This is a genomic window from Streptomyces sp. A012304, assembly GCF_026008495.1.
In the GTDB taxonomy this organism is placed as follows: domain Bacteria; phylum Actinomycetota; class Actinomycetes; order Streptomycetales; family Streptomycetaceae; genus Streptomyces.
In genome coordinates, this window is sequence record NZ_BQUN01000188.1 from 280,721 (window position 1) to 306,508 (window position 25,788).

Below are 25,788 nucleotides of genomic sequence, written 5' to 3' on the forward strand. Positions count from 1 at the left end.
GTCGATGCTGCTGGAAGTACGTGACCTGCACGTCGAGTTCGGGACCCGGGACGGGATCGCCAAGGCCGTCAACGGGGTCACCTACGGCGTGGCGGCGGGGGAGACGCTCGCCGTGCTCGGGGAGTCCGGGTCCGGGAAGTCCGTGACCGCGCAGGCGATCATGGGCATCCTGGACATGCCGCCCGGGCGGATCACCGGCGGCGAGATCCTCTTCCGGGGCCGGGACCTGCTGAAGCTCAAGGAGGAGGAACGCCGCAAGGTCAGGGGCGCCGAGATGGCGATGATCTTCCAGGACGCGCTGTCCTCCCTCAACCCCGTGCTGACGGTGGGCGACCAGCTCGGCGAGATGTTCGTCGTCCACCGGGGCATGTCCAGGAGGGACGCGCGGGCCCGGGCCGTCGAACTGATGGACCGGGTGCGTATCCCGGCCGCGAAGGAGCGGGTGAGGCAGTACCCGCACCAGTTCTCCGGCGGCATGCGCCAACGCGTCATGATCGCGATGGCGCTGGCCCTGGAACCTGCCCTGATCATCGCCGACGAGCCGACCACCGCCCTGGACGTCACCGTCCAGGCCCAGGTCATGGACCTGCTCGCGGAGTTGCGGCGCGAGTACCGCATGGCCCTGATCCTCATCACCCACGACCTCGGCGTGGTCGCCGACGTCGCCGACCGCATCGCGGTGATGTACGCGGGCCGGATCGTCGAGTCGGCCCCCGTCCACGACCTCTACAAGGCCCCCGCCCACCCCTACACGCGCGGGCTGCTGGAGTCCGTCCCGCGCCTGGACCACAAGGGCCGGGGACTGCACGCCGTCCAGGGCCTGCCGCCCAACCTGATGGACATCCCGTCCGGCTGCCCCTTCCACCCGCGCTGCCCGATGGTCCAGGACGTCTGCCGCACGGACGTGCCGCCGCTGCACGAGGTGGACGAGGACAGGGGCAGCGCCTGCCACTTCTGGAGGGAGTGCCTGTATGGCCACGACGGCTGAACCGATCCTGGAGGTCAGCGGCCTCGTCAAGCACTACCCGCTCACCCGGGGCGTCCTCTTCAGGAAGCAGACCGGCGCGGTGAAGGCCGTCGACGGCGTCGACCTCACGCTCGGCCGGGGCGAAACCCTCGGTGTCGTCGGGGAGTCCGGCTGCGGCAAGTCCACCGTCGCCAGGATGCTGGTCGGCCTGGAGCGGCCGACGGCCGGACGGATCCGCTACCGGGGCGAGGACATCACCCGCCTGTCCGGCAAGGCGCTCAAGACCGTCCGCCGCAACATCCAGATGGTGTTCCAGGACCCGTACACCTCGCTCAACCCCCGGATGACGGTCGGCGACATCATCGGGGAGCCGTACGAGATCCACCCGGAGGCCGCCCCCAAGGGCGACCGGCGCCGCCGGGTGCGGGAGCTGCTGGACGTCGTCGGCCTCAACCCCGAGTACGTCAACCGCTATCCGCACCAGTTCTCCGGCGGCCAGCGCCAGCGCATCGGCATCGCGCGCGGCCTGGCGCTGCGCCCCGAGGTGATCGTCGCCGACGAGCCGGTGTCCGCCCTGGACGTCTCGGTGCAGGCCCAGGTGATCAACCTCCTGGACCGCCTTCAGAGCGAGTTCGAGCTGTCGTACCTGTTCATCGCGCACGACCTGTCGATCGTGCGGCACATCTCGGACCGGGTCGGGGTGATGTACCTCGGACGGATCGTGGAGACCGGCACCGACACCGAGATCTACGACCACCCCACGCACCCCTACACCCAGGCGCTGCTGTCGGCGGTGCCCGTCCCCGATCCCGAGGCCCGTGGGCACCGGGAGCGGATCATCCTCTCCGGCGACGTGCCCTCCCCGGCGAACGTCCCCTCCGGCTGCCGCTTCCGCACCCGCTGCTGGAAGGCCCGCGAGCGCTGCGCGCTGGAGGCGCCGGCCCTCGCCGTCCCCGCGGAGCTCCGCCCCCTCGGCGGCCCCGCGGCACACCGCTCCGCCTGCCATTTCGCGGAGGAGATGCACGTCGTCCCGGCCGAGGAGGTCCGGGTGGATCACGCCGACGGCGGCACATAGCGGTACATTTGTGCGACAACCGCGTTAACACGCAGGCAACTTGGCCGACCCGATTCCGATATACGGACGCGTCAGGCTGAACAGCGTACGGCCGTGCGGGTGCCGTAAACGGACCGGGGTGCGCCATGTCACCCCGGTCCGTTGCCGTCCCGCTACGCCAGGCCCAGCGAACGCTTCAGGAAGTCCACCTGAAGCAGCAGCAGGTTCTCCGCGACCTGCTCCTGCGGGGTCATGTGCGTGACGCCGGACAGCGGCAGCACCTCGTGCGGGCGGCCGGCGGACAGCAGGGCCGAGGACAGCCGCAGTGCGTGGGCGACGACCACGTTGTCGTCGGCCAGACCGTGCACGATCATCAGCGGACGGTGCGGCTCGGCGGGGGAGGAGAGCCCCTCGTCCGTGACGAGCGAGTTCCTCGCGTACGTCGCCGCGGCCGTCCTCGGATCACCGAGGTAGCGCTCGGTGTAGTGGGTGTCGTAGAGCCGCCAGTCGGTCACCGGGGCGCCCGCGATGCCCGCGTGGAAGACGTCCGGGCGGCGCAGCACCGCCAGGGCGGCCAGATAGCCGCCGAAGGACCAGCCGCGGATCGCCACCCGGGACAGGTCCAGGGGGTGGGTTCGCGCCAGATCCTGGAGCGCCTCGATCTGGTCGTCGAGCGCGACGGTGAAGTCCTGGTGGACCGCCTTCTCCCAGGCCGGCGAGCGGCCCGGCGTGCCCCGGCCGTCCGCGACGACCACCGCGAAGCCCTGGTCGGCGAACCACTGCGAGGTCAGATGGGCGTTGTGCGCGGCGAGCACCCGGGGCCCGTGCGGACCGCCGTAGGGGTCGAGGAGAACCGGGAGCGAGGTGTCACCGGGGTAGTCCGTAGGCATAAGCACGGCGCACGGGATACGCCGTGCGCCCCCCTGAGTGAACAGCACGCGGGGGGACAGACCGGGATCTTCCGCGTACGACCGGACAGTCGCCGTCGGCTTCCCCTCCCGCAGCACCCGCGCCTGGCTCCCCGGCCGGTCCGGCACCGCCGACACCAGCACGGTCACGCCCCCGGCGCGCACCGCCGAGTGCACCCCCGGTTCCCCCGAAAGTCGTTCGACGCCCAGCTCGTTGACCCGGTAGACATGCACCTCGCCGGTCTCCGGCCGCTCCGCCTCCAGCCCGGCCGACGCCGAGACCAGCACGTCGTCGGCCGTGACGTCCAGCACCGCCCGCACCTGTAGCTGCGCTCCCGTCAGTGGCCGTTCGCCGACCGCGAGCACCCGGGCCCCGCCCTCGTCGGCGATCCGCACCAGCTGTCCGGAGGGGCTCCAGCACGGCACCCCAGGGAAAAGATCCAGCCAAATCAGATCTTCGTCGGCGTGCACCATCCGGGTGACCCCGGAGTCGGGGTCCACGGCCAGAAACAGCTGGCTGCGCTGATCGCGCGCCTGTACGAGCAGCAGCGGCGCACCCGCCGCTGACCAGTGCACTCGCGCCAGATACGGATAACGCGCCCGGTCCCAGGCGACCTCCGTGCGCACCCCGTCCAGGCCGAGAAGGAACAGCCGCACCTCCGCGTTGGCCGTCCCGGCAGCCGGATACGGCACGTGTTGTGGGTCACGTTTCGGCTGCGCCGGATCGGAGATCCACCACCGCTCCACCGGCGTGTCGTCCACCCGCGCCACCAGCAGCTGGTCCGACTCCGGAGCCCACCAGAACCCCCGCGAACGCCCCATTTCCTCGGCCGCGATGAACTCGGCCAATCCATAGGAAACCGACGCGGACTCCGGCTCGGCCAGCGCCCGGTCGCCCCCTCCCTCGGCCTCCACGACCCGCAGCGCGCCCCGTGCGACATACGCCACGAGCCGTCCGTCGGGCGACGGACGGGGGTCGATCACCGGCCCGGGCACGGACAGTTCACGTGCCGTACCGGCTCGCAGCTCTGCCGTGAAAAGCCGCCCTGACAAGGCGAAAGACGCCAACTCGACCGCCTCGTCGGTGGCGTAGCCGACGATGCCGGCCCCGCCCTCCCGACTGCGTTCGCGGCGCGCTCGCTCCTCGGGCGAGAGGTCCTCCGAGGCGCCGCCGAGGAGCGCGCCCGGGTCGGCGGCCAGGCGCTCGGCGCCGTCCACCGGGTCGAGGACCCACAGCGCGTTCGCCCGGTCCGTGCCGGAGGAGGAGCGCAGGAACACGACACGGGAGCCGTCGGGCGCCACCGTGAACGAACGCGGCGCGCCGAGCGTGAACCGCTGCGTGCGTGCCTGCCTGCGGGGGAAGGAGTCGGACTCGGTCGTCATGCCCCGACCATATTGGCCATGCGCCCCCTTGTGCGGCTGTGCGCCGACAGATGCGCGCGCACTCATAGTTATGATCACTAGCGCTGTGTGGGTATGAACCTGCTGGCAGTTGTATGGATTTACAAGTTCCCTCGCTCTGTTTCCCCACGTACCCGGGTTCTTGGAGGTGAGCCGCCGTGGCACTCTCGATTTCGGCGGTGGTGCTGCTGGCGATCATCGTCTTCTTGCTGATCAAGAAGTCAGGACTGAAGGGTGGTCACGCGGTCGTCTGCATTCTGCTCGGCTTCTATCTCGCCTCCTCGACGATCGCGCCCACGATCAGCGACCTGACGACGAGCGTGGCGAGCATGATCGGCAGTATCAAGTTCTGATCCGGTGCCCGACCCTGCGTCTGCCCCCGCGCGGGGGATGTAGTCCTGCCTCGTAGGGTTGGCCCCATGACGGAACTGCCCGCTCGGCGTCTGCTCCTGGTGCACGCGCACCCGGACGACGAGTCGATCAACAACGGCGCGACCATGGCCAGGTACGCGGCCGAGGGTGCCCATGTGGCCCTGGTCACCTGCACCCTCGGCGAGCGCGGCGAGGTCATCCCGCCGGAGCTGCGGCACCTCACCGGCGCCGCCCTGGGCGAGTACCGCCTGCGCGAGCTCACGGCCGCGATGGCGGACCTCGGCGTCACGGACGTCCGGCTGCTCGGCGGCGTCGGACGGCACACCGACTCCGGGATGATGGGCCTCCCCGACAACGACGACCCCGACTGCTTCTGGCAGGCCGACGTCGACACCGCCGCCGCACCCCTCGTCGAGACGATCCTCGCGCTGCGCCCGCAGGTCCTCGTCACCTACGACGACGACGGCGGCTACGGGCACCCCGACCACATCCAGGCCCACCGCGTCGCCATGCGCGCCGTGGAGCTCGCCGCGGACGCCGGCTGGAGCGTCCCCAAGGTGTACTGGAACCGCGTCCCGCGCTCCGTCGCCGAGGCCGCCTTCGCCCGGCTCCGGGAGGAGCTGCCCGGGCTGCCCTTCACCCGCGTCGCCGCCGTCACCGACGTGCCCGGCGTGGTCGACGACGAGCGGATCACCACCGAGATCGACGGCACCGCGCACGCCGCCGCCAAGGCCGCCGCGATGCGCGCCCACGCCACCCAGATCGAGGTCGCCCCCGACGGGCGGTCCTTCGCGCTCTCCAACGAACTCGCCCAGCCCCTGTTCACCACCGAGTACTACGAGCTGGTGCGCGGCGACCGCGCGCCGGGCGGGCGGGAGAGCGATCTGTTCGCCGGTGTGGAAGGAGTGGCGTGATGGCCCACCAGCGCGGCTCGATACTCGCCCAGCCCCTCCAGCGGCCCTCCGCCGCCCGGATCGCCGCCTGCCTCGGGCTCTTCGTGCTCGGCGCGGCCACCGGTCTCGCCGGAGCCCTCGTCCAGCCCGGCTGGTTCCCCGGCGGACTGCTCCTCGCGCTCGCCGGCGCCGCCGGCCTCTTCCTCGGCGGGGCACGTGCCCTCGGCAGCCGGGCCGGGGCCGCCGCGCCCGCCGCCGGCTGGATGGTCACCGTCATCCTGCTCACCACGAGCCGCCCCGAGGGCGACTTCCTGTTCGGCGCGGGAAGCGGCTCCTATCTCTTCCTCCTCGGTGGTATGGCCCTGGCTGTGATCTGCGCCACCCTTGCGCCCGGGCGGCAACCGGTCGACGACGACGTCCGACTTGGCAAGTGACGTACCACTTCTCCCTGACGTGGCCGTGCGAGTCCGGTGCGGGTTTCCCCGGCGGTCGTGGGATACGGGCCAGAAGTGGCCAGTATGGTGGTGCGCGCCGCCGAGCTGCCCGTGAGGTCGTGGCGGGCGGCGGAGCCAACCTGGAGAACCTGCCTTGAGTCGTGAAACTGACAGTCCGTCCTCCGGGCCCAACGGGCGCGGCGGAGCCGCATACCCCTCGGGCACCCCGCCCTACGGCACCCCGATGGTGTCCGACGGCGGTGCGGACGCGGGCCGTTCGGCCGCGCAGCCGGAAGAACGCAAGACCGAGACCACGCTGACCACCCGGATCCGGATCAACATCCCCGGGTCCAGGCCCATTCCGCCGGTCGTCGTGCGCAAGCCCGTCGCGGACGCGGAGACCACGGGTGACGACACCGGCGCCGACGCGCAGACGACGGGCTCCGCCCCGGCGGGCACCGCGACCACGTCCGCGCCCGCCCGTGGCGTGAGTTCCGCGCCGGCCACCGCCCCCGCCGCCGAGGCGCCCGCCGAACTGGGGCCCGGGGGCGAGGAGAAGACCAGCGACTGGTTCGCGCCCCGCAAGTCCTCACCGGGCAAGGGCGGTCAGGGCGGCGGCTCCACCAACGGGGCCGGTACGACGGCCGGTTCGGCGACCGGCTCGACGGCCGCCGCGGGGTCCCCCGCGGGCGGCTCCCCGCGTCCTGCCGGATCCGGTGCGGCCGGCGGCCGGCCGACGGGCGGACGGCCCGGCGGTGTGGTCGGCTCCATGAGCGTGCCCGGCGGCCCCCGCTCCGGCGGGACCAACGGCGCCGGGCTGCCCGGCGGCGCCACCGGCGGTCCCGTGGCTCCGGGACACGGCGGCGGCACCGGCTCCTTCGACGTCACCGAGGCGCTGGCCGCGGGCCCGCTGGGCGGTGGCACGACGCGTCCGGCGCAGGCCGGCGGAACCACCGAACCCCGCCGCGACGACCTGCCGTACTTCACCGAGAACGGCCACCAGGGCGCCGGCCCGAACGGCACCGGTCAGCACGCCGGCGGTCAGGGCCTGAACGGCTTCGCCGGGACGAACGGCGCCGGACAGCCCGGTGTCCCCGGCCCCGGCGGACCCCACGACTTCACCGGCCCGGACCTCCCCGGCGGCCCGCAGGGCCCCGCCGGCCCGACCGGCGGCCCGGTCACCGGCGACGGCCCGATGGTGCCGCCGGCCAACGGCGGCGCGCCCGGAGCGGCCACGGCGGCCGGCGGCGCGGTGAGCGCGCCGTACGCGCCCGCCGGCCCCGGCGGTCCCGGTGTCCAGGGCGGTCCCGGCGGGCCCGGCACCGGCCGGCTGCCCGGCGGCGGTCTCAGCGACGACACCGCGATCCTCACCCCGCAGAAGCCGGCCCCCGAGCCCGGCGCGGGCGGCGGCTACGGCCGTCACGACAACGTCTCCGGACAGACCGTCACCAGTGGCATTCCGGTGGTGCCCCCGCCCGGCCAGCACACCGGCTCCGGCGGGCCGTTCGCGCCGGGCACGGCCACCGACGCGCCGTCGGCGCCCACCCCGCCGAAGCGGTCCGAACCGGCCCCGCAGAACAACGCCTCCGCCGCCGGTTCGAAGAAGAAAAAGAAGAAGGGCCGCAGCAAACTGGTCCTGCTCGGCGGCCTGGTCGTCGTCGGCGCGGCCGGCGCCTACGGGGCCGGGCTGCTGATGAACCACTCCGACGTGCCCAAGGGCACCACCGTCTTCGGCGTGGACATCGGCGGCGGCACCCGCGACGACGCCGTCAAGAAGCTCGACGAGGCCTTCGACGACCGGGTGAACCAGGCGCTGAAGCTGTCCGTCGACGGCAAGACCCTCACCCTCAAGCCGGACCAGGCCGGCCTCCAGTTCGACATGCAGGCCACGGTCGACGCCGCCGCCAAGAGCGACTACAACCCGGTCTCCGTGATCGGCTCGCTGTTCGGCGAGCACCGCGAGGTCGAGCCGGTCCTCCCGGTCGACGAGGAGAAGCTGCGGGCCGCCCTGGAGACCGCCGCGGGCGGCTCCGGCACGGCCACCGACGGCACGATCAAGTTCGAGCCCGGCAAGGCCATCGCCGTCTACGGCAAGCCGGGCAAGGGCATCGACGTGGCGAAGGCCGAGACGGACGTCGTGGCGGCGTACCGCACGCTGGTGGAGACCGGCTCGGTCTCCCCGCTGAAGGTCCCCACGACCACCAAGCAGCCGACGGTGTCCAACGCCGAGGTCGACCGGATGATGAAGGAGTTCGCCGAGCCGGCGATGTCCGCCAGGGTCACGGTCGAGACCGACCCGGCACACTCCGTGCCGCTGAGCCCGCAGAACTCCCTGTGGAGGTTCCTCGGCGTCAAGGCCGTCGACGGCAAGCTCGTGGAGACCTACGACGAGGCCGCCCTGAAGGAGCTGTACGGCGGCGCCTTCGACGACGTCCTGATCACGCGGGGCACCGGTCAGAAGACGCCGGTCACCGTCCAGGACGTGATCAGCGCCCTGCGTCCGGCGCTGAAGAGCAGGACCGACCGCGTCGGAATCATCGAGACGGACCCCAGCTGATCCGCGGCGCACCCTGAGGAGGGCACCCACCGGGTGCCCTCCTCGCGTTCCCGGGCCCGCCGTCCTCCCGTTCCCGGCCTTGCTGTCCTCCCCGGACGACACCGCCCATGACATCTGTCATCCGGCACTCCGGACGGCCGACACTGCCGCCCGCCCCGCCCCCGGGACGACGATGGCCGTCATGACGACGACAACACCGGTGGTCGCCTTCGACCAGGTGAGCAAGGCATTCGGAGACGTACGGGCGGTGGACGGGCTCAGCCTGGCCCTGCACCCCGGGGAGACCGTGGCGCTGCTCGGGCCCAACGGGGCCGGCAAGTCGACCGCCCTCGACCTCCTCCTCGGCCTGAAGCACGCCGACAGCGGCACGGTCCGCCTGTTCGGCACCAGCCCGCGCGAGGCGATCGTCGCCGGGCGGGTGGGGGCCATGCTGCAGAGCGGCGGTCTGATGGACGAGGTCACGGTCGCGGAGCTGGTCGCGCTCGCCTGCGGCCTGCACCCCCGGCCCTACCGGCCCGCCGACGTGCTGGCCCGCGCGGGCGTCACCCAGATCGCCGACCGCAAGGTCGACCGGCTCTCCGGCGGCCAGGCCCAGCGGGTCCGCTTCGCGCTCGCCACCGCCGGCGACAGCGACCTGATCGTCCTGGACGAGCCCACCACCGGCATGGACGTCACCACCCGCCGGGCGTTCTGGGCCACCATGCGCGAACAGGCCGGCCAGGGCCGCACGGTCCTCTTCGCCACCCACTACCTGGAGGAGGCCGACGCGATCGCGGACCGCGTCCTGGTCCTGCACCGCGGCCGGCTGCTCGCCGACGGCACGGCCGCCGAGATCAAGGCACGGGCCGGGGCCCGCCGGATCTCCTTCGACCTGGACGGCGCGATCGACGAGGCCGCCCTGCGCGCCCTGCCCTTCCTGACCGGCCTCACCGTCTCCGGCCCCACCGTCCGCATCCAGTCCGCCGACGCCGACGCCACCGTCCACGCCCTCTACGCCCTCGGCCTCTTCCCCCGCAACCTGGAGGTCTCCGGGCTCGGCCTGGAACAGGCCTTCGTCACCCTCACCGCCGACGAGGAGGCGCGCACGTCATGAACGGCCTGATCCGGCTCGAACTCACCCGCGCCCTGCGCAACCGCAAGTTCCTGTTCTTCTCGGTGATCTACCCGTCGGTGCTGTTCCTGCTGATCGCGGGCAGCGCCGACAGCACCACGAAGGTCGACGGCACCGACCTGACCCTGCCCACCTACATGATGGTCTCCATGGCCTCCTTCGGCGCCCTCACCGCCGTCCTGATGGGCAACAGCGAGCGCATCGCCAAGGAACGCGCGAGCGGCTGGGTGCGGCAGCTGCGGCTGACCCCGCTGCCGGGGCGCGGCTACGTCCTCGCCAAGACCGCGAGCGCCGCCGTCGTGAGCCTGCCGTCGATCGTCGTCGTCCTCGTGGTCGCCGCCGCCGTGAAGGACGTACGGCTGGAGGCCTGGCAGTGGCTCGCGCTCACCGCCGCGATCTGGGCCGGCAGCCTGGTCTTCGCGGCCCTGGGCGTCGCGATCGGCTACCTGGCGACCGGGGACGCGGTCCGCCCCATCACGATGATCACCTACTTCGGCCTGTCGATCCTGGGCGGCCTGTGGATGCCGACGACGACCTTCCCGACCTGGCTCCAGGACATCGCGAAGTGGGTGCCCACGCACGCGTACGCCGCGCTCGGGCAGGCGATCGAGCAGAGCCACGCCCCGCGCGCCCAGGACATCGCCCTCCTCGCCGTCTTCTTCGCGCTGTTCACCGGTGCCGCGGCCTGGCTCTACCGGAAGGACACCCTGAAGGCGTGAGCGGCATCGGCATCGGGCAGCGCCCGCGCACCCGCGGACAGCGACTGCTGAAGCTCCTGTGGACCGGCATCTGGCTGGCCTATCTGAGCGCCCCCGTGGGCGACCTGCTGCACGGCGGCCACAGCGACGGCGTGCGCGTCCTCGGCTGGATCGGCCTGGCCGCGTTCGTCGCCTGGTACTTCGCCCTGGTCTTCCGCACCGGACGGGCCGAGGCCACCGGGCCGGTGCTCGGCTCGCTGGCCGTCCTGGCCACCCAGTCCACGGTCCTCGCCCTCACCCTCGGCCGGGAGTGGCTGGTGCTGTTCGTGTACGTGAGCGTCGCCTCCGGCGCGGCCCTGCCGCTGCGCCTCGCCCGCTGGACCATCCCGGCGGTGTCCGCGCTGCTCACGGCCGTCGCCCTGGCCGTCCCCGGCGGCGAGGCGTTCCTCGCCGGACTGCTGCTGCCCGCCCTCCTCGGCGGCTTCTCCCTGACCGGCGTGCGCGAACTGATCCGTACGACCGTCCAGCTGCGCGAGGCCCGCGCCACCGTCGCCCAGCTCGCCGCCAACCAGGAGCGGCTGCGCCTCGCCCGTGACCTGCACGACCTGCTCGGCCACTCCCTCTCCCTGATCACCCTGAAGAGCGAGCTCGCCGGCCGGATGCTCCCCGACCACCCCGACCGGGCGGCCCAGCAGATCGCCGACATCGAACAGGTCAGCCGCCAGGCCCTGGCCGACGTCCGGGAGGCCGTCACCGGCTACCGCCGCCCCCGCCTGCCCGCCGAACTCGCCGGCGCCCGCGTCGCGCTGACCGCGGCCGGCATCACCGCCGAGATCCCCGCCGACCTGGACCTGGAGGGCGTCCCCGAGGACAGCGAGACCGCCCTCGCCTGGGCCCTGCGCGAGGCGATCACCAACGTCGTACGGCACAGCGGCGCCCGCCGCTGCACGGTGGAGCTGCTGCGCCGCCAGACCCTCGACGGTCCCGCCCTGGAGCTCTCCGTCGAGGACAACGGCTCCGGCGGCCCGGACAACGGCCCCGGCAACGGCCTCACGGGCCTGGCCGAACGCCTGCAGAAGGCGGGCGGCGCCCTCGAAGCGGGCCGCACCCCCGCCGGTTTCCTGCTCACCGCCCGCGTCCCGGCCACCGACGTAGGATCCGGCGCATGACCCGCACGATCAAGGTGCTGCTGGCCGAGGACCAGTCGATGGTCCGCGAGGCACTCGCCGCGCTGCTCGGCCTGGAGGACGACATCGAGGTGGTCGCGCAGGTGGCACGCGGCGACGAGGTGCTGGCCGCGGCCCGCGCCCACGCCGTGGACGTCGCGCTCCTCGACATCGAGATGCCGGGCGCGACGGGCATCGAGGCGGCGGCCCGGCTGCACGCCCACCTCCCCGAGGTGAAGCTGGTCGTCCTGACCACCTTCGGCCGCCCCGGCTACCTGCGCAGCGCCATGGAGGCCGGCGCCGACGCCTTCCTCGTCAAGGACGCCCCCGCCGCCCGGCTGGCCGAGGCGATCCGCACGGTCCTGACGGGCGAACGGGTCATCGACCCCACCCTCGCGGCGGCGGCCCTGGCGGAGGGCGCCAACCCGCTGACGGAACGCGAACGGGAGGTCCTGCGCGCGGCGGCCGACGGCTCGACCAACGCGGAGCTGGCCGCGGCCCTGCACCTGTCCCAGGGCACGGTCCGCAACTACCTGTCGACGGCCATCCAGAAACTGGCGGTCCGCAACCGGGCGGAGGCGGTACGGGTCGCGCGGGAGAAGGGCTGGCTGTGACCGGCCGTCAGTTCATCAGGGCCCGGGCGGCGAGCGCCTCCTCCCGCACCCGTTCGGCCAGGGCCGCGTCGACCACCTCCACCAGCCCCGCGTACTCCTCCAGCTCGGCCGCACCGCCGACGAAGTCCCCCCGCTGCACCAGCAACTGCCCCCGCTCGTACCGCAGCCGAGCCGGATGGTGAGGCACCAGCAGCGACAGCTCCACCGCCCACAACGCCACGTCCGACCGCTCCGGCCGGGCCGTGGCCCACGCCCGGACGTTGTTCAGGATCCGCAGCACCACGTCCGACGGCTCGGCCGGCACCAGCATCGACTCGTCGAGCGGGGCGCCTGTCGCCCCCGCCACCAGCAGCTCCGCGTCCCGCCCGGTCAGCACCCGGCCCCCGTCGAACGGATCGACGAGCACCTGCTCCCGCCGTGGGCCGAACCCCACCACGAAGTGTCCCGGCAGGGCCACGCCGTGCACCGGCGCGCCCGCCCTGCGCGCGACCTCGATCCACACCACGGACAGCAGGATCGGCAGCCCGCGCCGCCGCCGCAGCACCTCGTGCAGCAGCGACGACTCCAGTCGCTCGTAGTCCGCCGCCGAGCCACGGAACCCGTACCGCTCACCGAGCAGGTCCCGCAGCGCCACCGCCCAGGCCCGCGGCGCGCCGGGCCGGAACGGCACCTGGCCCGCCAGCTGGTCCAGCTCGACCTGCGCGGCGTCCATGCCGGCCTCGTCCAGCGTCCGGTCCGCGACCGCCGCCACCAGCAGGCACAGCACCGAGAGGTCGGGCCGCTCGGCCCGCGCCTCCTCGGCGAACCGCCGCCGCAGCTCGGCGGGCTCGATCCCGCTCACGGCGCACCCGCCTCCGGCTCCCGGTAGTGGTGGTACGCGTGGTGCGCGGCGAACCCCAGCCCGTCGTACAGCGCCCGCGCGCCCGCGTTCCCCTCCTCCACCTGCAACCACGCGGCCGAGGCGCCCTCCGCCAGGGCCCGCCGCGCCAGGGCGGACATCACGACCGTCGCCAGGCCCCGCCGCCGCAGCTCAGGAGCGACCTCCACGGCCGCGAACCCGGCCCATCGCCCGTCCACCACGCACCGCCCGATGGCGGCGGGCACACCGCCCTCCCCGGGAACTGTCGCGAACCACACCGAGGGCCCTGCTCCACTGGAGCTGGGGGACCCGCATGCCAGCACCTTCAGGGCCACCTCGCTCATCCCCTTGCGCTGATATCGCGCCAGCCACGCCTCGTCGGCCTCCCGGGCCAGCGTCACCCCCTCAGCCTCCGCCCGGTCGGCGACCGGCGCCAGCGCTCCGATCCACAGCTCGGCGGTCACCTCCCGCACCCACCCGCGCCGCTCCAGCTCCGCGCACAGCAGCTCCTGGGTGCCCTCGGCCCCGGTCGCGGTCTGCAGGTAGGCGGGCAGCCCGCGCTCGCCGTACCAGCGCCGTACGGCGTCCAGCGCGCCGTCGAGCGGGAGGCCGGGGTCGCCGAGCGGGAGGACGGAGTTGGCGCGGCGGGTGAACCCTGCGGCCGCCCGCAGCTCCCACTCGCCGAGCCGCTCGCTCTCCACCGGCCGCCAGGCGCGCGCGGAGACCCGGGCCAGCTCCGGGTAGGAGGCGGCCGGCCCCCGACGGCGGGCCGGAGCCGCCGGAACGATCTTCCCGGCGACCAGAGTGGCCTCCTGGATCGGGGTGCTCACCCCGTTCTTCTGTGTGATGACCAGCACACCGCCGTCCCATGATGTGAGAACACCCACCGTGTCGGTGAATTTCCCCTCCGTGACTCCGCCGCCGCTCAAGCGCCGCACAGAGACGCGTTTGCCCACGTCAGCAGCAGTGATGCGGACCTCGAGGCGTCCGGTGGCCGAGATTTCCACGGGTCGGTTCACCCCTCCTGTTCGGTTCGTGCCCAAGAACGGAGATACTAGGGGCGGGCATCGACGACGCCGCGCTCCCGCGCGCCAGGCGGCGGAGCCTGTGGGAGGCCCGCCAGCGCCCTATCGAGGAGGAACGACAGCGTGACCTACGTCATCGCGCAGCCTTGTGTCGACGTCAAAGACAAGGCGTGCATCGAGGAGTGCCCGGTCGACTGCATCTACGAGGGCTCCCGGTCCTTGTACATCCACCCGGACGAATGCGTCGACTGTGGTGCCTGCGAGCCGGTCTGCCCGGTCGAGGCGATCTTCTACGAGGACGACGTCCCGGAGGAGTGGAAGGACTACTACAAGGCGAACGTCGAGTTCTTCGACGAGCTCGGCTCGCCCGGCGGTGCCAGCAAGCTGGGGCTGATCGAGCGCGACCACCCCTTCGTCGCCGCACTGCCGCCGCAGGCCGAGTAACCCGCACCAGCGGCCCGCACCCCGTGCCGCCTCGGTCCCGTACGGCCTGATCGTGTTGATCACGGCTGCACGGGACCGAGGCGTTTGCCGTGCGCGTGTCGTACGCGCCGCACCGACGAAAGTGAGCCAGACCCGTGTCCGCAGTCTCCGACCGCCTGCCCACCTTCCCCTGGGACAAGCTGGAGCCGTTCAAGAAGACGGCCGCCGCGCACCCGGACGGCATCGTCGACCTCTCCGTGGGCACCCCGGTCGACCCGGTCCCCGACCTGATCCAGAAGGCCCTGATCGCCGCGGCGGACTCCCCGGGCTATCCGACGGTCTGGGGCACGCCCGCGCTGCGTGACGCGATCACCGGCTGGCTGGAGCGCCGTCTGGGCGCGCGTGGGGTCACCCACCGGCACGTCCTGCCGATCGTCGGCTCCAAGGAACTCGTCGCCTGGCTCCCCACCCAGCTGGGCCTCGGCCCCGGCGACAAGGTCGCCCACCCGCGCCTGGCCTACCCGACCTACGAGGTCGGCGCCCGCCTGGCCCGCGCCGAGTACGAGGTCTACGACGACCCGACCGAGCTGGACCCGACCGGGCTGAAGCTCCTCTGGCTGAACTCCCCGTCCAACCCCACCGGCCGGGTGCTGTCGAAGGCCGAGCTGACCCGGATCGTCGCCTGGGCCCGCGAACACGGCGTCCTGCTCTTCTCCGACGAGTGCTACATCGAGCTGGGCTGGGAGGCCGACCCGGTCTCGGTCCTGCACCCCGACGTCAACGGCGGCTCGTACGAGGGCATCGTCTCGGTCCACTCGCTGTCCAAGCGCTCGAACCTGGCGGGCTACCGCGCGGCCTTCCTCGCCGGCGACCCCGCCGTCCTCGCGCCCCTGCTGGAGATCCGCAAGCACGGCGGCATGATGACGTCGGCGCCCACCCAGGCGGCCGTGGTGGCGGCCCTGTCCGACGACGCGCACGTCCGCGAGCAGCGCGACCGGTACGCCGCCCGCCGCACGCTCCTGCGCGACGCCCTCCTGAATCACGGCTTCCGCATCGAGCACAGCGAGGCCAGCCTCTACCTCTGGGCCACCAGGGACGAGTCCTGCTGGGACACGGTCGCCCACCTCGCCGCCCGTGGCATCCTCGTCGCCCCCGGCGACTTCTACGGCACGGCGGGCGAGAACTTCGTCCGCGTGGCCCTGACAGCCGCGGACGACCGCGTCCGCGCAGCCGTACAACGGCTCTGACCCCACCACCACGGCGACACCCGGCACCCCACCGCTGTGGGCAGGCGTTGCGCAGGGCGGAACGGGTGGGCACAGTCGGCAGTGCCGGGCCGGATGACACGGCCCGGCCCCTGCCGACGTGAGGCGGACAGGCCGACGGGGTCCAGGGGAACCCCCTGGACCCCATCACCGTTCGGACGCGGCGCTCAGCCGACCGGGAGCTGCCCCGCCCCCGGCAGCCCACCCTTGGCCAGCGAGTCCGTCGGCAGCCCACCCTTCGTCGCGGTGGACGCCGTGTCACCGACGACGTCCCCGGCGGACCCCGCCGCCTCACCGGCCGCCTTCTGCGCCGCCGGCGTCGCCTTCTTCACGGCCTGGCCACCGGCCTTGCCCGCGACCGGCACCGCCTGCTTGACCGCCTTGCCGCCGGTCTCACCCGCGGCCCCGGTGACGTTCTGCGTCGCGCTGTCGACCGTGTTGCCGACGTTCGCCCCGTCCAGCGCGGTCACACCGCCGAGGTTCGGGGTGCCGGGCAGGTCGGGGGCCGCGCTGGCGGAGCCGGCCGCACCGACCCCGGCGGCCGCTCCCGCAGCGACGAGCAGCGCGGCACGGGCGATCCTGCGGGTCAGGGGGAGGGACATGATGCTCCTTCGACGGGAGGAAACGAGCTGATGATCGTCCGGACTCGGACGCAGTGACTACCGCTCGAGGCCCACGAAGGTTGCGGACGGCCGACGTAAAGAGTTGGCAATGCGTCGCATTATCGGCTGCGGATAAAGACGGGCAAAAAGCGCCCGATGTGAAAGTCCGCCAAACCCTCCCAGCCCTTTGCTCCCAAGGGTTCCGGCGGACGCGGGGGTGAGGGCGCGGAAACCTGACCACCCGGGCCCCGAGGCCGCCGTACACGACCCGTGCGGGTGAGGACCCGTACTACTGCGCGGTGACGATCCGCACCGCGTTCGCGCCGGAGCCGACCCCCGTGCCCGCGGCGCCCGCCGCCTCCGTCCCGCCCGCCGTCGCCCGCCACCGGCTGTCGGTGTTCCCGGCGACCCACTCCCGGCCGGCGTACTGGACGCGCTCGATGTGCAGCGCCGAGGCGTTGGCCACCGCCCAGTGGGCCAGCTGCCAGCCCCGCTCGCTCACACTGCGCCCGGCGGCCGCGTCGTCGGACACCGGCAGCGTCACGGTCCGCCCGCTCGTCTCGGCGGCCGGCACCCCGGCGGCGGGCCTCGCGTCCTCGGCGCCCACCTCCGCCCCGGCCTGCTGGAGCGTCTCCCGGCCGAAGTCCCTCACGAGCGCCGCGCGCACCGCGTCCGGACCCCGGGTCGTCGTGGTGCCCGGCCGCCCCTCGCAGGTCAGCGTGGCCGCCGAGGACCCGGTCAGGGCGGCGGCGAGCAGGGTGGCGTCCGGCTCGTGCTTGGCGTACGCGTCCGGGTAGCCGCTGCGCTGCACGCGCTGCGCCGCGACGGTGAGCGGGAGGTCGGTGTAGCCGGGCACCTTGGCGAGGTGCTCGTAGAACACGTTCGCCGCGTAGGCCGGGTCCGTGACCTCCTGCGGGGTGCCCCAGCCCTGCGAGGGCCGCTGCTGGAACAGGCCGAGCGAGTCCCGGTCGCCGTGGTCGAGGTTACGCAGCGCCGACTCCTGGAGGGCCGTCGCGAGCGCTATCGTCACGGCCCTCTCCGGCATGCCCCGGTTGGTGCCGACGACGGCGATCGTGGCCGCGTTCACCGCCTGCTCCGGCGTGAACTCGTACGTCGTCCCCGCGCCGGCGGATCGCCCCGACGCGGCGACCACCTTGCATCCCGGATCGCCCGCGCCGCCGCTGACGTACTGGACCACGACATAACCCGCGACGGCGGACAGGACCGCGCAGGCCGCTCCGAAACGGAACAGGCGACCGCGGCGCTTGGAAGAGGGTGTCGGCTCTGGCACGCGTACAAGGTACTGGAGAGTAGGGAGGCCGGGGAGGTGACTGCGACAGGCGAGGCCCGGCGGGACGGGCGGTCGGCGCGTTAGGGTCGACGGCATGGCCGAGACCCCCCTTGACCTCACGCTGGACGCCGCATCCCTGACCGCGCGGCTCGTCGACTTCCCGTCCGTCAGCGGCAGCGAGAAGCCGCTCGCCGACGCGATCGAGGCCGCCCTGCGCGCGCTGCCGCACCTGACGGTGGACCGCCACGGCAACAACGTGATCGCCCGCACCGACCTGGGCCGCCCCGAGCGGGTGATCCTCGCCGGTCACATCGACACCGTCCCGATCGCCGGCAACGTCCCCTCCCGGCTGGACGAGGACGGCGTTCTGTGGGGCTGCGGCACCTGCGACATGAAGGCGGGCGTCGCGGTCCAGCTGCGTGTCGCCGCCACCGTCCCGGCCCCCAACCGCGACCTCACCTTCGTCTTCTACGACAACGAGGAGGTCGCCGCCGACCTCAACGGCCTCAAGCACGTCGCGGAACTCCACCCGGACTGGCTCAAGGGCGACTTCGCGGTCCTCCTGGAGCCGTCCGACGGCCAGGTGGAGGGCGGCTGCCAGGGCACCCTGCGGGTCCTGCTCAAGACCAAGGGTGAGCGCGCCCACTCCGCGCGCGGCTGGATGGGCTCCAACGCGATCCACGCCGCGGCTCCGATCCTCGCCCGCCTCGCCTCCTACGAGCCGCGGTGGCCGGTCATCGACGGGCTGGAGTACCGCGAGGGCCTCAACGCCGTCGGCGTCTCCGGCGGTGTCGCCGGCAACGTCATCCCCGACGAGTGCGTGGTCACCGTCAACTTCCGCTACGCCCCGGACCGCACGCCCGAGGAGGCCATCGCCCACGTCGAGGAGGTCTTCGCCGACTGCGGAGTGGCCGAGTTCGTGGTCGACGACCACAGCCCCGGAGCCCTGCCCGGCCTGTCCCACCCGGCCGCCGCGGCCTTCATCGAGGCGGTCGGCGGCACCCCGCAGCCCAAGTACGGCTGGACGGACGTCTCCCGCTTCTCGGCGCTCGGCGTCCCCGCGGTCAACTACGGCCCGGGCAACCCGCACTTGGCGCACAAGCGGGACGAGCGCGTGGAGACCGCGAAGATCCTGGCGGGGGAGGAGCGGCTGCGGGCCTGGCTCACCGCGTGAGACGGCGCGGCGGCTCGGCGCTTCACGGCGGACACGCCGACGTCCCCCGCCCGTAACCCGCGTAGATCTACGCTGAAGTGGAACAACGGCAAGCGGAGGGAGCTCATATGGCTACAGGCAACCCCGAGGGCAAGAAGCAGCCACCGGAGGAACAGCGCCTGGGACCGGTCCTCCGGAGGCGCAACCAGGTCACGGCGTCCACGACCGACCAGCGTCTGCTGGACGCGGGCGGCCCCTCCGACTGGGTCCACACGGACCCCTGGAGGGTCCTGCGCATCCAGTCGGAGTTCATCGAGGGCTTCGGCACCCTCGCCGAACTCCCGCCCGCCATCAGCGTCTTCGGCTCGGCGCGGACCCCGGTGGACTCGCCCGAGTACGAGGCGGGCGTGCGGCTGGGCAGCGCCCTGGTCGGGGCCGGCTGGGCCGTGATCACGGGCGGCGGACCGGGAGCGATGGAGGCCGCCAACAAGGGCGCCTGCGAGGCGGGCGGCATCTCCGTCGGCCTCGGCATCGAGCTCCCCTTCGAGCAGGGTCTCAACCCCTACGTCGACATCGGCCTGAACTTCCGCTACTTCTTCGTCCGCAAGATGATGTTCGTGAAGTACGCGCAGGGCTTCGTCGTCCTGCCCGGCGGACTCGGCACCCTGGACGAACTCTTCGAGGCCCTCACCCTCGTCCAGACCCAGAAGGTCACCCGCTTCCCCATCGTCCTCTTCGGCACCGAGTACTGGGGCGGTCTGGTCGACTGGCTGAAGAACACCCTGGTGGCCCAGGGCAAGGCCGCGGAACACGACCTGCTGCTCTTCCATGTCACGGACGACGTGGAGGAGGCCGTGGCCCTGGTGTCGAAGGAGGCGGGCCGCTGACGCCCGACGGCGGCGGCTGACGACGGCCGTACGGCCGCGGGCGGTCAGGCGCTCGCTCGTGCCACGGCGTACGGCCTCGGTGGTCAGGCGAGCCCCCGTCGGGCCACCGCCGGCGGCCGGCGGCCGGCGATCGACGCCACCATGTCCAGGGTCTGCCGGGTCTCCGCGACCTCGTGCACCCGGTAGACCTGGGCGCCCAGCCACGCCGACACGGCGGTCGCCGCCAGCGTCCCGAGCACCCGCTCCTTCACCGGCCGGTTCAGCGTCTCCCCGACGAAGTCCTTGTTGGACAGGGACACCAGCACCGGCCACCCCGTCTCGACCATCTCCCCGAGCCGTCGTGTCGCCTCCAGGCTGTGCCGGGTGTTCTTGCCGAAGTCGTGCCCCGGGTCGATCAGGATCGACTCCCTCGGCACGCCCAGCGCCGCGGCCCGCTCGGCCAGTCCCACGGTCACCCGCAGGATGTCCGCCATGACGTCGTCGTACGTCACCCGGTGCGGCCGGGTCCGCGGCCGCGCGCCCCCGGCGTGTGTGCACACCAGCCCCACCCCGTACCGCGCGGCGACCTCCGCCAGCCGGGGGTCGACACCGCCCCAGGCGTCGTTCAGCAGGTCCGCGCCCGACTCGCAGACCGCCTCGCCGACCTCCGCCCGCCAGGTGTCCACGCTGATGACGACATCGGGTAATCGGCGCCGCACCTCGGCCACGAAGCCCACCGTGCGCCGCGCCTCCTCCTCGGCGGTGACCTCCACGCCCGGCCCGGCCTTGACCCCGCCGATGTCGACGATCGCGGCGCCCTCGGCCACCGCCGCCTCCACGCGCGCGAGGGCCGGCTCGTCGTGGAAGGTCGCGCCCTGGTCGTAGAAGGAGTCCGGCGTCCGGTTCACGATCGCCATGACGACCGTCTCGTCGGGACCGAACTCATGCCTGCCGAGCCTGAGCATCGTCTGTGACCTCTCTCGGAGCGACCTTGGGAACCGCCGCCTGCGACACTAACCGTCAGACCCGCATGGCACGATCGGATCCTGAGACATCCGACACCGAGCACAGCGAGCGTGGGGACCCCCGATGGTTATGTTCTTGTTCCTGGTCGTCGCGCTCGCCGTCGTGGTCGCCGCGGTGACACTCGCCGTGGTGGGCGGCGGCGAGAGCACCGGCCCCCTGCCGGAGGTCACCCCCGAGCGGCTGCACGACCCCCTGCCCCCGGACCGCCCCCTGACCAGGTCCGACATCGACCACCTGCGCTTCCCGCTCGCCGCCCGCGGCTACCGCATGGCCGACGTGGACGACGCCCTCAACCGCCTCGCCGCCGAACTGGCCGAACGTGACTCCCGCATCGCGGAACTGGAGTCCGCCCTGTCCGTCGCCCGGATGCCCGGGTCCGGATCGCAGGTCTCCATGGACAAGCCCGCACCGGGGGAGCAGCAGTGAGCGACGGCACGGCCCTGGCCGGCCCGGACGGCGCGCCGCGCTGCCCCTGGGCCCTGTCCACGCCGGACTACGTGACGTACCACGACGAGGAGTGGGGCCGCCCGGTCCACGGCGACGACGCCCTGTTCGAACGCCTCAGCCTGGAGGCCTTCCAGTCCGGCCTGTCCTGGATCACCATCCTGCGCCGCCGCCCCGGCTTCCGTGCCGCCTTCGCCGACTTCAAGATCGCCGCGGTCGCCGACTTCACCGACGAGGACCGGGTACGACTCCTCGCCGACGCCGGCATCATCCGCAACCGCGCCAAGATCGACGCGACCCTCGCCAACGCGCGCGTGCTGGCCGGGTGGACGCCGGGCGAGCTGGACGAACTGATCTGGTCGCACGCCCCCGACCCGGTCGGCCGTCCCGCCCCGAAGACCCTCGCCGACGTCCCGGCGGTCACCCCGGAGTCGACGGCCCTGTCGAAGGCGCTGAAGAAGCGGGGCCTGCGCTTCGTCGGCCCGACGACGGCCTACGCGCTGATGCAGGCGTGCGGACTGGTCGACGACCACCTGGAGGGCTGTGTGGCGAGGCGGGGCTGAGCCCCGCCTCGGCCGGCGGTCACCGTCCCAGGTACTTGGGCTTCTCCTTGTTCACGAAGGCCTGGACCGCGATCGCGTGGTCCTCCGACCGCCCCGCCCGGGTCTGCAGCTCGTCCTCCTTGTGCAGCGCCTCGGCGAGGGAGTGCGAGAACCCGTAGGCGACGGCCTCCTTGATCGCCGCGTACGCCACCGTCGGCCCCTCGGCCAGGGCCCGCGCCACCTTCGTGGCCTCCTCGCGCAGCGCGTCCGCCGGGACGACCCGGTTGGCGATGCCCAGCTCGTAGGCCTCCTGGGCCTTGAGGCTGCGGGGGAAGAGCAGCAGGTCGGTGGCCCGGCCGGGGCCCACCACGCGCGGCAGGGTCCAGGAGACGCCCGAGTCGGCGGTCAGCGCCACCCCGGCGAACGAGGTGTTGAACGCCGCCGTGTCCGCGACGACCCGGTAGTCGGCGGCCAGCGCGAACCCGAAACCGGCGCCGGCGGCCACGCCGTTCACCCCGGCGACGACCGGCTTCGGCATCTCGGTCAGGGCCCGCACGATCGGGTTGTAGTGCTCCCGCACGGTGCTCATGGTGTGGCCCGTGCCGGTCTCCCGGTCGCTCGCCAGCAGCCCGATGTGCTCCTTGAGGTCCTGGCCCACGCAGAACGCCCGGTCCCCGGCGGCGGTGAGCAGGACCGCGCGGACCGCGCCGTCGTCCGCCGCCGAGCGCACCGCCTCCCGCAGGGCGACCTTGGTCGCGATGTTCAGCGCGTTCATCGCCTCGGGGCGGTTCAGGGTGATCGTCGCGAGACCGTCGCTCACCTCGTAGAGCACGGTGTCGGCCATGGTGGTCCCCTCACTACTGGTCAGTACGCCGTTGTCCGAAGGACAGCATGGCGGAGATCAGCGGCGACGGACCTGACCGGACGTGTGACCTGCGTCAAAGAATTCGGCATGCCGTCCGGCCGGCGGAAGTCCGTGCGGATGCGCAGTATCGCAGCCACATCCCCGAATTGAGTGGTTTTGCTCGCGCGCGTTGCCCAAGCGATGCCGACCGATGTTGGTCATCGGGTCCTGAGATGCGGGATAATGGCCTGGAAGCAATGTGTTCGATGCCGGTGTCGCGTGTCCCACGCTGGACCGCGCGTGCCCTCGCGGGGCCGTCGGCTTTGACGATGAGCTGGTTTCAGGAAGGGGAACGAGCATGGCGGCCATGAAGCCGCGGACGGGTGATGGCCCGCTCGAGGTGACCAAGGAGGGGCGGGGCATCGTCATGCGCGTTCCGCTCGAAGGCGGCGGTCGACTCGTCGTCGAGCTGACCCCTGACGAGGCCGACGCGCTCGGCGACGCCCTCAAGAAGGTCGTCGGCTGACGCGCAAGCGACCATACTCTTTCAGCGGCCCCGGCATCCCCTTGGGTGCCGGGGCCGCTGTTTCACCGCCTGCGGACGTTTCACATCCGGTACGTCACCCCTGTCACCCCTGTCACCGCTTCACCGCGCAGAGCAGCCCGTCACCCACCGGCAGCAGTGACGGCACCAGCTCCTGGCTCTCGCGCACGGCGCGCAGCAGCTCGCGGATCCTTATGACCTCGGTGGGCTGGGGGCCGGAGTCCACGGTGCGGCCGTTGGCGAAGACGCCCTCGAAGACCACGAGCCCGCCGGGCCGCAGCAGGCGCAACGATTCAGCGAGATAGTCCAGGAACTCCAGCCGGTCACCGTCGCAGAAGACCAGGTCGTACCCCGCGTCGGCGAGGCGGGGCAGTACGTCGAGCGCGCGGCCCGGGATGAAGCGGGCCCGGTTGCTGGCGAAACCGCACGCCCGGAACGCCTGCCGGGCGAACTGCTGGTGCTCCGGCTCCGGGTCGACGGTCGTCAGGACACCGTCCGGGCGCATACCGTGCAGCAGGTGGATCCCGGAGACACCGGTTCCGGTGCCGATCTCCGCGACCGCCTTCGCGTCCACGGTGGCGGCGAGCAACCGCAGCGCTGCGCCCGTGCTGGGCGACACCGAGCGCAGCCCAGCCTCACGGGCCCGGTCGCGGGCCCAGCGCAGCGCGTCGTCCTCGGCGGCATAGGCGTCGGCGAACGCCCAGCTTGCCTGCCGGTTGCCGGTAATGACCCTCTCCTGTCCCCATGGTTGCCTGGGCGTGACTGTATCCGTTGCCGACGGGAACCCGCAGATGGGACCGGGCGTTTGAAGGGGTGGGAACGACGACGGGGGGACACAGTTGGATCACGATGAGGGGCGGGGCGTCGAGCAAGTGCTGACGCAGCCGTATGAGCCGTATCAGCACAGATCAAATTCTCGTAAAACCGCTTATCCGGAGCTAACGGGCGAGGTGGCTATGGTAGGGGCTCCACTGGACACCACCAGAGCCGACAGGGGAGGTGCGGCTGCGCCTGTGGATCGCGGAGGAGTGCTGCGGCGCTTCCTCGGATCGGCGGGCAGGCCGAAATCCGTGAACGACACTGCTGACCACAGCCACGCCGCCGGCCTCACCGCCGGCCGGACCCAGACCGCGACCTTCTCCACCGACGCGGACGGGCAGGCGTGGACTCCGCCCACCTGGGAGGAGATCGTCAGCATGCACAGCGGCCGGGTCTACCGGCTCGCCTACCGCCTCACCGGCAACCAGCACGACGCGGAGGACCTCACGCAGGAGGTCTTCGTCCGTGTCTTCCGCTCCCTGTCGACGTACACGCCGGGCACCTTTGAGGGCTGGCTGCACCGCATCACCACCAACCTCTTCCTGGACATGGTCCGCCGCAAGCAGCGCATCCGCTTCGACGCGCTCGGCGAGGACGCCGCCGAGCGGCTGGCCAGCAAGGAACCCACCCCGCAGCAGGTCTTCAACGACGCCCACTTCGACGCGGACGTTCAGCAGGCCCTCGACACCCTCGCGCCCGAGTTCCGCGCCGCGGTCGTCCTGTGCGACATCGAGGGGCTGTCCTACGAGGAGATCGCCGCGACCCTCGGCGTCAAGCTCGGCACGGTCCGCTCGCGCATCCACCGCGGCCGCTCGCAGCTGCGCAAGGCGCTCGCCCACCGCTCGCCCGAGGCGCGCGCCGAGCGACGCTCCTTCGTGGCCCGCGTGCCCGCTCTGGGGGGAGGGAGCGCAACCGCGTGAGTGGATCCCGCCCCACCCCGGCCGAACAGCACCTAGGCGACCGGCTCTCCGCCCTCGTGGACGGCGAACTCGGTCATGACACCCGCGAGCGCGTCCTCGCGCATGTGGCGACCTGCTCCAAGTGCAAGGCGGAGGTCGACGCGCAGCGCCGGCTGAAGAACGTCTTCGCGGAAGTGGCCCCACCCGCCCCCTCCGAGAGTTTCCTGGCCCGACTCCAGGGGCTGCCCGGGGGAGGTGACCCGGACAGCGGCGGCATGCCGCCGCTCGGGGGAGGATTCGGCGCGAGACCCGGGGCCTCGTCCGGGATCTTCGGAGTGAAGCGCGACGAACCCTTCGAGTTCGGTTACGTCCCCGCCCGCGAGCACGGCTCCGTCCTCACGCCCTCCTCGCCACGCGGTTTCCGTATCCATGCCCTCGGCCGCGACAGCGAGCGCCCGCGCGGGCTGCGGTTCGCCTTCGTCGCCGCCGGAGCGGTGTCGCTGGCCGCGATCGCCCTGGGCGGCGTGAACACCGGCATGCCGACCGACACGGACGCCCGCGGTGGCTCCGGCAGCAATGTGACTCCGGCCCGCACCCCGAGCACCGGTTCCGCCACGGTCCCCGACAACCAGCGCCGAAGGGCGGTCGGGCCCCTGCTCAGCGAGGGCGGCCAGATGCTCGGCGAGACACCGGCGGCCCCCACGCAGGTGTCCGCGCCGCTGCTGCCCGGTGTGCCGTCCCCGCCCGCCGGGCAGGCCGAGCGGGCCGCGCTGCACAGACTGGCGGCCCCCATGGTCGCCGGTGCAGCCGCGATGTCCCCGCTCATACGCCCGCTCGGCCCGACCCCGCCGATCGCCCTGACCGCCTGGAGCGGTCTGCTCGCCGCGCCCGTCCCCGACACCACCTCAGCTCCCAGCGCCTCGCCTTCCTCGCAGAACACCCGCTGACCCGGCTCCTGCGCCGGCGCGCCGCGAACCTGGTTGAATCCCCTCAGGACCGCGCCCGGGACGT

General features: G+C 72.8%; 27 protein-coding genes. 19 read left to right on the plus strand and 8 right to left on the minus strand.

The window, feature by feature from the left end:
- Nucleotides 1-4 precede the first annotated feature (4 nt).
- Together ALMP_RS39265 and ALMP_RS39270 are read left to right on the plus strand one after the other, a co-directional pair.
- On the plus strand, nucleotides 5-988 hold the full coding sequence (locus ALMP_RS39265; RefSeq protein ID WP_264936769.1) for an ABC transporter ATP-binding protein: 984 nt from the start codon (nucleotides 5-7) through the stop codon (nucleotides 986-988).
- Nucleotides 972-2,042, plus strand: coding sequence for an ABC transporter ATP-binding protein (locus ALMP_RS39270; protein ID WP_264936770.1), 1,071 nt, complete (start codon nucleotides 972-974; stop codon nucleotides 2,040-2,042). The genes ALMP_RS39265 and ALMP_RS39270 overlap by 17 nt, the downstream gene beginning before the upstream one ends.
- A gap of 152 nt (nucleotides 2,043-2,194) precedes the next feature.
- On the opposite strand, the gene ALMP_RS39275 is transcribed toward ALMP_RS39270, so the two are convergent.
- A complete protein-coding gene (locus ALMP_RS39275; RefSeq protein WP_264936771.1) occupies nucleotides 2,195-4,312 on the minus strand; it encodes a prolyl oligopeptidase family serine peptidase in 2,118 nt (705 codons plus the stop codon).
- A gap of 176 nt (nucleotides 4,313-4,488) precedes the next feature.
- On the opposite strand from ALMP_RS39275, the gene ALMP_RS39280 reads away from it, so the two are divergent.
- The 8 genes from ALMP_RS39280 (at nucleotide 4,489) to ALMP_RS39315 (ending at nucleotide 12,175) form a co-directional block, all read left to right on the plus strand.
- Nucleotides 4,489-4,683: a hypothetical protein gene (locus tag ALMP_RS39280; RefSeq protein ID WP_073498771.1), complete on the plus strand. Its 195-nt coding sequence runs from the start codon at nucleotides 4,489-4,491 to the stop codon at nucleotides 4,681-4,683.
- A 66-nt stretch (nucleotides 4,684-4,749) separates the two neighbouring features.
- Nucleotides 4,750-5,616 carry an N-acetyl-1-D-myo-inositol-2-amino-2-deoxy-alpha-D-glucopyranoside deacetylase gene (gene mshB / locus ALMP_RS39285; RefSeq protein WP_264936772.1) on the plus strand — a complete coding sequence of 289 codons (867 nt, stop codon included), beginning with the start codon at nucleotides 4,750-4,752 and terminating at the stop codon, nucleotides 5,614-5,616.
- A complete protein-coding gene (locus ALMP_RS39290; RefSeq protein ID WP_264936773.1) occupies nucleotides 5,616-6,029 on the plus strand; it encodes a DUF6113 family protein in 414 nt (137 codons plus the stop codon). The genes mshB and ALMP_RS39290 overlap by 1 nt, the downstream gene beginning before the upstream one ends.
- A 154-nt stretch (nucleotides 6,030-6,183) precedes the next feature.
- Nucleotides 6,184-8,586, plus strand: a complete 2,403-nt coding sequence (locus ALMP_RS39295) for a hypothetical protein (protein WP_264936774.1) — start codon at nucleotides 6,184-6,186, stop codon at nucleotides 8,584-8,586.
- A 181-nt stretch (nucleotides 8,587-8,767) separates the two neighbouring features.
- Complete coding sequence (locus tag ALMP_RS39300) at nucleotides 8,768-9,679, plus strand: ABC transporter ATP-binding protein (protein WP_264936775.1); 912 nt, start codon at nucleotides 8,768-8,770, stop codon at nucleotides 9,677-9,679.
- The gene (locus ALMP_RS39305) at nucleotides 9,676-10,416 is read left to right on the plus strand and encodes an ABC transporter permease (RefSeq protein WP_264936776.1); all 741 of its coding nucleotides are present in this window, start codon (nucleotides 9,676-9,678) and stop codon (nucleotides 10,414-10,416) included. Before ALMP_RS39300 ends, ALMP_RS39305 begins: the two co-directional genes overlap by 4 nt.
- Nucleotides 10,413-11,564 (plus strand): sensor histidine kinase, encoded by a 1,152-nt coding sequence (locus tag ALMP_RS39310; protein WP_264936777.1) that lies wholly within the window; start codon nucleotides 10,413-10,415, stop codon nucleotides 11,562-11,564. Before ALMP_RS39305 ends, ALMP_RS39310 begins: the two co-directional genes overlap by 4 nt.
- The gene (locus ALMP_RS39315) at nucleotides 11,561-12,175 is read left to right on the plus strand and encodes a response regulator transcription factor (RefSeq protein ID WP_264936778.1); all 615 of its coding nucleotides are present in this window, start codon (nucleotides 11,561-11,563) and stop codon (nucleotides 12,173-12,175) included. Before ALMP_RS39310 ends, ALMP_RS39315 begins: the two co-directional genes overlap by 4 nt.
- A 7-nt stretch (nucleotides 12,176-12,182) precedes the next feature.
- Here the strand turns inward: ALMP_RS39315 and ALMP_RS39320 are convergent, their stop codons facing one another.
- Both ALMP_RS39320 and ALMP_RS39325 read right to left on the minus strand, forming a co-directional pair.
- Nucleotides 12,183-13,016, minus strand: coding sequence for a transglutaminase-like domain-containing protein (locus tag ALMP_RS39320; protein WP_264936779.1), 834 nt, complete (start codon nucleotides 13,014-13,016; stop codon nucleotides 12,183-12,185).
- Entirely contained in the window at nucleotides 13,013-14,041 is a 1,029-nt protein-coding gene (locus ALMP_RS39325; RefSeq protein WP_264936780.1) for a GNAT family N-acetyltransferase, read from the minus strand. Before ALMP_RS39325 ends, ALMP_RS39320 begins: the two co-directional genes overlap by 4 nt.
- A 141-nt stretch (nucleotides 14,042-14,182) precedes the next feature.
- Between ALMP_RS39325 and fdxA the strand changes: the two genes are divergently transcribed.
- Both fdxA and ALMP_RS39335 read left to right on the plus strand, forming a co-directional pair.
- Nucleotides 14,183-14,503 carry a ferredoxin gene (gene fdxA, locus ALMP_RS39330; protein WP_003998156.1) on the plus strand — a complete coding sequence of 107 codons (321 nt, stop codon included), beginning with the start codon at nucleotides 14,183-14,185 and terminating at the stop codon, nucleotides 14,501-14,503.
- A 134-nt stretch (nucleotides 14,504-14,637) separates the two neighbouring features.
- Complete coding sequence (locus ALMP_RS39335; protein WP_264936781.1) at nucleotides 14,638-15,729, plus strand: bifunctional succinyldiaminopimelate transaminase/glutamate-prephenate aminotransferase; 1,092 nt, start codon at nucleotides 14,638-14,640, stop codon at nucleotides 15,727-15,729.
- A 185-nt stretch (nucleotides 15,730-15,914) separates the two neighbouring features.
- Here the strand turns inward: ALMP_RS39335 and ALMP_RS39340 are convergent, their stop codons facing one another.
- Together ALMP_RS39340 and ALMP_RS39345 are read right to left on the minus strand one after the other, a co-directional pair.
- A complete protein-coding gene (locus ALMP_RS39340; protein WP_264936782.1) occupies nucleotides 15,915-16,349 on the minus strand; it encodes an ATP-binding protein in 435 nt (144 codons plus the stop codon).
- 289 nt (nucleotides 16,350-16,638) lie between these two features.
- Nucleotides 16,639-17,640, minus strand: a complete 1,002-nt coding sequence (locus ALMP_RS39345) for a heavy metal transporter (protein ID WP_264936783.1) — start codon at nucleotides 17,638-17,640, stop codon at nucleotides 16,639-16,641.
- A 94-nt stretch (nucleotides 17,641-17,734) separates the two neighbouring features.
- On the opposite strand from ALMP_RS39345, the gene dapE reads away from it, so the two are divergent.
- Complete coding sequence (dapE, locus tag ALMP_RS39350; RefSeq protein WP_264936784.1) at nucleotides 17,735-18,814, plus strand: succinyl-diaminopimelate desuccinylase; 1,080 nt, start codon at nucleotides 17,735-17,737, stop codon at nucleotides 18,812-18,814.
- A 107-nt stretch (nucleotides 18,815-18,921) separates the two neighbouring features.
- A complete protein-coding gene (locus tag ALMP_RS39355; RefSeq protein ID WP_264936785.1) occupies nucleotides 18,922-19,680 on the plus strand; it encodes a TIGR00730 family Rossman fold protein in 759 nt (252 codons plus the stop codon).
- Between the two features lie 83 nt (nucleotides 19,681-19,763).
- On the opposite strand, the gene folP is transcribed toward ALMP_RS39355, so the two are convergent.
- Nucleotides 19,764-20,624 (minus strand): dihydropteroate synthase, encoded by an 861-nt coding sequence (folP, locus tag ALMP_RS39360; RefSeq protein WP_264936786.1) that lies wholly within the window; start codon nucleotides 20,622-20,624, stop codon nucleotides 19,764-19,766.
- Between the two features lie 130 nt (nucleotides 20,625-20,754).
- On the opposite strand from folP, the gene ALMP_RS39365 reads away from it, so the two are divergent.
- Complete coding sequence (locus tag ALMP_RS39365; protein ID WP_264936829.1) at nucleotides 20,755-21,111, plus strand: DivIVA domain-containing protein; 357 nt, start codon at nucleotides 20,755-20,757, stop codon at nucleotides 21,109-21,111.
- The gene (locus tag ALMP_RS39370) at nucleotides 21,108-21,692 is read left to right on the plus strand and encodes a DNA-3-methyladenine glycosylase I (RefSeq protein WP_309299604.1); all 585 of its coding nucleotides are present in this window, start codon (nucleotides 21,108-21,110) and stop codon (nucleotides 21,690-21,692) included. The genes ALMP_RS39365 and ALMP_RS39370 overlap by 4 nt, the downstream gene beginning before the upstream one ends.
- A gap of 19 nt (nucleotides 21,693-21,711) precedes the next feature.
- Here the strand turns inward: ALMP_RS39370 and ALMP_RS39375 are convergent, their stop codons facing one another.
- A complete protein-coding gene (locus tag ALMP_RS39375; protein ID WP_264936787.1) occupies nucleotides 21,712-22,515 on the minus strand; it encodes an enoyl-CoA hydratase/isomerase family protein in 804 nt (267 codons plus the stop codon).
- A gap of 358 nt (nucleotides 22,516-22,873) precedes the next feature.
- Here ALMP_RS39375 and ALMP_RS39380 point away from each other — a divergent pair, with 358 nt between their 5' ends.
- Nucleotides 22,874-23,041: a DUF3117 domain-containing protein gene (locus ALMP_RS39380; protein WP_003966491.1), complete on the plus strand. Its 168-nt coding sequence runs from the start codon at nucleotides 22,874-22,876 to the stop codon at nucleotides 23,039-23,041.
- A gap of 112 nt (nucleotides 23,042-23,153) precedes the next feature.
- On the opposite strand, the gene ALMP_RS39385 is transcribed toward ALMP_RS39380, so the two are convergent.
- On the minus strand, nucleotides 23,154-23,852 hold the full coding sequence (locus ALMP_RS39385; protein ID WP_309299605.1) for an O-methyltransferase: 699 nt from the start codon (nucleotides 23,850-23,852) through the stop codon (nucleotides 23,154-23,156).
- Between the two features lie 235 nt (nucleotides 23,853-24,087).
- On the opposite strand from ALMP_RS39385, the gene sigE reads away from it, so the two are divergent.
- Both sigE and ALMP_RS39395 read left to right on the plus strand, forming a co-directional pair.
- The gene (gene sigE, locus ALMP_RS39390; protein WP_264936832.1) at nucleotides 24,088-24,798 is read left to right on the plus strand and encodes an RNA polymerase sigma factor SigE; all 711 of its coding nucleotides are present in this window, start codon (nucleotides 24,088-24,090) and stop codon (nucleotides 24,796-24,798) included.
- The gene (locus ALMP_RS39395) at nucleotides 24,795-25,724 is read left to right on the plus strand and encodes an anti-sigma factor (protein ID WP_264936788.1); all 930 of its coding nucleotides are present in this window, start codon (nucleotides 24,795-24,797) and stop codon (nucleotides 25,722-25,724) included. The genes sigE and ALMP_RS39395 overlap by 4 nt, the downstream gene beginning before the upstream one ends.
- Nucleotides 25,725-25,788: the final 64 nt, after the last annotated feature.

What these genes read in the sequence shown, in the direction of transcription:
- ALMP_RS39265 (WP_264936769.1), top strand. Translation starts at nt 5, where the DNA reads ATGCTGCTGGAAGTACGTGACCTGCACGTCGAGTTCGGGACCCGGGAC.
- ALMP_RS39270 (WP_264936770.1), top strand. Translation starts at nt 972, where the DNA reads ATGGCCACGACGGCTGAACCGATCCTGGAGGTCAGCGGCCTCGTCAAG.
- ALMP_RS39275 (WP_264936771.1), bottom strand. Translation starts at nt 4,312, where the DNA reads ATGACGACCGAGTCCGACTCCTTCCCCCGCAGGCAGGCACGCACGCAG.
- mshB (WP_264936772.1), top strand. Translation starts at nt 4,750, where the DNA reads ATGACGGAACTGCCCGCTCGGCGTCTGCTCCTGGTGCACGCGCACCCG.
- ALMP_RS39290 (WP_264936773.1), top strand. Translation starts at nt 5,616, where the DNA reads ATGGCCCACCAGCGCGGCTCGATACTCGCCCAGCCCCTCCAGCGGCCC.
- ALMP_RS39300 (WP_264936775.1), top strand. Translation starts at nt 8,768, where the DNA reads ATGACGACGACAACACCGGTGGTCGCCTTCGACCAGGTGAGCAAGGCA.
- ALMP_RS39305 (WP_264936776.1), top strand. Translation starts at nt 9,676, where the DNA reads ATGAACGGCCTGATCCGGCTCGAACTCACCCGCGCCCTGCGCAACCGC.
- ALMP_RS39315 (WP_264936778.1), top strand. Translation starts at nt 11,561, where the DNA reads ATGACCCGCACGATCAAGGTGCTGCTGGCCGAGGACCAGTCGATGGTC.
- ALMP_RS39340 (WP_264936782.1), bottom strand. Translation starts at nt 16,349, where the DNA reads ATGTCCCTCCCCCTGACCCGCAGGATCGCCCGTGCCGCGCTGCTCGTC.
- dapE (WP_264936784.1), top strand. Translation starts at nt 17,735, where the DNA reads ATGGCCGAGACCCCCCTTGACCTCACGCTGGACGCCGCATCCCTGACC.
- ALMP_RS39355 (WP_264936785.1), top strand. Translation starts at nt 18,922, where the DNA reads ATGGCTACAGGCAACCCCGAGGGCAAGAAGCAGCCACCGGAGGAACAG.
- folP (WP_264936786.1), bottom strand. Translation starts at nt 20,624, where the DNA reads ATGCTCAGGCTCGGCAGGCATGAGTTCGGTCCCGACGAGACGGTCGTC.
- ALMP_RS39365 (WP_264936829.1), top strand. Translation starts at nt 20,755, where the DNA reads ATGTTCTTGTTCCTGGTCGTCGCGCTCGCCGTCGTGGTCGCCGCGGTG.
- ALMP_RS39375 (WP_264936787.1), bottom strand. Translation starts at nt 22,515, where the DNA reads ATGGCCGACACCGTGCTCTACGAGGTGAGCGACGGTCTCGCGACGATC.
- ALMP_RS39380 (WP_003966491.1), top strand. Translation starts at nt 22,874, where the DNA reads ATGGCGGCCATGAAGCCGCGGACGGGTGATGGCCCGCTCGAGGTGACC.